This window comes from Amycolatopsis sp. SID8362 (assembly GCF_010550475.1).
In the GTDB taxonomy this organism is placed as follows: Bacteria; Actinomycetota; Actinomycetes; order Mycobacteriales; family Pseudonocardiaceae; genus Amycolatopsis; species Amycolatopsis eburnea.
The window spans coordinates 1-3,201 of sequence record NZ_JAAGNB010001432.1 but is presented as its reverse complement, the minus strand read 5'-3'; the positions used below and the strand labels follow the sequence as shown (position 1 = coordinate 3,201).

Annotated in this window: 2 protein-coding genes and 2 pseudogenes; 1 reads left to right on the top strand and 3 read right to left on the bottom strand. The window is 73.4% G+C overall.

From position 1 onward, the window contains the following. From G3I65_RS44215 to G3I65_RS44205, 3 genes and pseudogenes are all read right to left on the bottom strand, one after another. Positions 1-198: pseudogene (locus G3I65_RS44215) on the bottom strand (amidohydrolase); the annotation flags it as partial. After that, on the bottom strand, positions 195-1,319 hold the full coding sequence (locus tag G3I65_RS44210) for an amidohydrolase family protein (RefSeq protein WP_160701400.1): 1,125 nt from the start codon (positions 1,317-1,319) through the stop codon (positions 195-197). The pseudogene G3I65_RS44215 and the gene G3I65_RS44210, both read right to left, overlap by 4 nt. After that, entirely contained in the window at positions 1,316-2,743 is a 1,428-nt protein-coding gene (locus G3I65_RS44205) for an APC family permease (protein WP_309236000.1), read from the bottom strand. The genes G3I65_RS44210 and G3I65_RS44205 overlap by 4 nt, the downstream gene beginning before the upstream one ends. Before the next feature lie 48 nt (positions 2,744-2,791). Between G3I65_RS44205 and G3I65_RS44200 the strand changes: the two are divergent. Next, positions 2,792-3,201: pseudogene (locus G3I65_RS44200) on the top strand (glutamine synthetase); the annotation flags it as partial.

Below are 3,201 nucleotides of genomic sequence, written 5' to 3'. Positions count from 1 at the left end.
GCCGGGCAGCGGGATCGCGCGGCCGGTCTTGGCGACGCGGATCCCGTCGCCCGCGCCGAGCGCCTCGGTGACCAGGCGGGCGGTGTCCTCCTCGTCGCCGGAGCCGCGCGGGTCGGCGTGCACCGCGTGCCGGAGCGCGACGGCGGCGGGCAGTTCCTCGGCGATCGCCCGCGTCCACCGGGTCCACAGGTCCTTCACACGTGCTCCAAGCGGTAGATCCTCTGCGCGTTTTCGTGTCCCACCAAAGCACACAGCCGGACGGCGTCCACTTCGGACACGGCGTCCGCGTCGAGCGCGGCGCGTACGAAGTCCGACAGGCCCTGCCGGAACAGGGCCGTGCCCAGGTGGTACAGCTCGGCCAGGCCGAACGCGTCGGTGGAGAAGAGGACCTTCCCGAACGGCGCGATCTCCAGGAGCTCGGCCAGGACCGCCGGCGCCCGGAACCCCGCGTTGTGCGTGATGAGCCCGGCGTCCACGAACACGTGCTCGAAGACCTGCGCGAGATACGCGGCGCCCCGGTGGAAGGGGTAGTTGTGCAGCAGCAGGATCGGCACGCCGCGGTCGCGGGTGGCCCGCAGCAGCCCGGTGAGCAGCAGCGGGTCGCAGCGGTGCAGGTCGACGTCGGAGTCGCCGTAGCCGACGTGGAACTGCACCGGCAGGCCCAGGTCGAGGCCGGTGAAGACGAGGTGCCGGTGCAGCACCTCGTCGGCCAGCCGCGGGTTCCCGCTCCGCAGCCAGCGCCCCGCCGCGGCCGTCACCTCCGGCGGCGACGGCCGCTCCCCCGCCAGTTCGAGCCCGACGCGGTAGGCCGCGATCGACTTGAGCCCGACGGCGGTCTTCGCCCGGTTCCGCAGCTCGTCGGCGAAGGCGGCGGCAAAGCCTTCCGCGGTGGTCCCGCCGATGACGGCCTCGGCGACCTGCTCCAGCCGGACGACGTCGTGCGCGCGGCTGCCCGCCAGCTCGGCGAACTCCGGCGTCGTGGTCAGCGGCTCCGGCAGGAACCCGCCGTCCAGCAGGAAGTCCGTGGTGCCGGTGGCGCGCAGGAACCGCCGGGCCACCTCGGCCGCGCCCAGCTCGGCGCGGCGTTCGAGGTAGGCGTCGGCCGGGGCGTGCTTCGGCAGGTCCAGGACCGGCGCGCAGCGTTCGCGCACGGCCAGCCCGATCAGCGAGTCGAACAGGCTCGTGCCGAGCGGCGAGGGCGCGTCGGCCTCGGTGAGCATCCCCTCGAACCCGGCGCGGGCCACGTCCCGGGTGACGACACCGTGGCAGTGGTGGTCGACCAGCGGCAGGTCCGCGACGAACGGGAGCAGGTCGGTCATGCGCCTCCGTCCACGGTGGTCAGCCTCTCCCCCACCCTACGAGCGAAGCCGGGCGCGGACAGGACGGCGAGCACCGCGAGCACCAGCACCGCCGCGGCCACCACCGGGAACCAGCGCGCCGGGCCTTCGGCCGGATAGGGCACCACGTTGACGTAGACGGTGTACCCGAGCACGGCGAGCGCGCCGATCGGGAACACGAGGTGCCAGCCCGGCACGCGCATCCGGCGCTTCACGAACAGCAGCAGGATGGCACCGATGGTCGTCAGCAGGTAGATCACCAGCAGGATGAGCGTGCCGATCGAACCGGACCAGGCGAACGTGTCCGCCGCGGTGGCGCCGAAGAAGACCGCGCACACCACGATGATCAGCGCCGCCGCTCCCGTCACGGCCGTCACCGCGGCCACCGGCGTGCCCCGCGAGGACGTCCGGCCGAGGCCGCCACCCGCGTCGCGGCCCAGGGCGTAGAGCAGCCGCGAACCGCCGACGACGCAGGCGAGGCAGCAGCCGAACGCGCTGATCGCGGCGCCCACGCTGATCACGTCGCCGACCCACGCGCCGGCGTAGCGGCTGCCGAGGTCGCCGAGCAGCGACGGCGAATCGTGGAACGCCGCCGCGTCGGTGCCGAACGCCATCATCTCGACGGCGGTGACCACCACGAAGTAGAGCCCGCCGAAGACCGCTGTGCCGAGGATCGCGCGCGGGATGTTGCGCTTCGGGTCGTGCGTCTCCTCGCCGAGCGTGGCCGCGGCCTCGAAGCCGGCGAAGGACAGGAAGCCGAACACCGCGCCGAGGAACACACCGGACAGGCCGGTTTCCGGGACGAAGACGTCGAGGGTGAACCGGGCGCCGCCGGGCGCGTTCCCGGCGACCAACCGGACGCCGATCACTACCGTGACCAGCAGGATCACCGCGATCGTGGCGCCTTCGACGGCGAGCAGCGTGCTCGTGCCGCGCCGCGCGGGCAGCACCGACAGGAGCCAGGCGCCGATCAGCGCGACGGCGGTGAGCACGAACGGCCCCCAGGACGGCGGGTCCGGCCAGATCCCCACCTGGGTCAGGAAAGCCGTGCCCAGGGTGCCCGCGGCCGAACTCGTGACGACGGCGTAGAAGGTGTACGTGCCGAGGAGGCCGATGCCGGAGACGACGCCCGCGCGCGGGCCGAGGGTGGCGCCGACGAAGGCGTACACCGAACCGGCGTGCTGGTAGTGCCGGCAGAGCTTGACGAAGCCGTACGCGACCAGCAGCACCCCGACCGCGGAGAGCAGGAAGGCGAGGGGGACGGCGCGGCCGGCGGCGGCCGCGGTCTGCTGGGGGTTGATGTTGGCGGCCATGCTGGGCGCCATCAACGCCACGGACAGGCCGACGGCCTGCCAGACGGAGAGGGAGCGGCGCAGCCCTGGACGGGTTTCGACGGTGTCTGACACGATCTCCACCTCTTTCTCGGGCACTCAGTGAACAACGACGGGAGCGGGATGAGCCAGCTCGATCGGGCAGAACTCGCACAGCAGGGCGCGATCCGGGCCGACGGCCTGCGCGCGGCCGGGGTGGAGCTGGTCGCGCTGACCTTCGTGGACAACAGCGGCATCGCCCGGGTGAAGGCCGTCCCGGTGGACCGGCTGTGGTCGGCGGCGGCGTGGGGCGTGGGCGCGTCGAACTCGTTCGACTTCTTCCTGGCCACCGACGACATCACCGACGGCACGTACTCGAAGGGCCCGGTCGGCGACCTGCGGCTGCACCCGGACCTCGACGCGCTCGTGCCGCTGGCGGCGCAGCCGGGCTGGGCCTGGGCGCCGGTCCGCAAGTACGACACCGAAGGCGAGCCGCACCCGCAGGACGCGCGGGCGCTGGCCGAGGCGGCGACGGCCGAGCTGGCCGCGCGGGG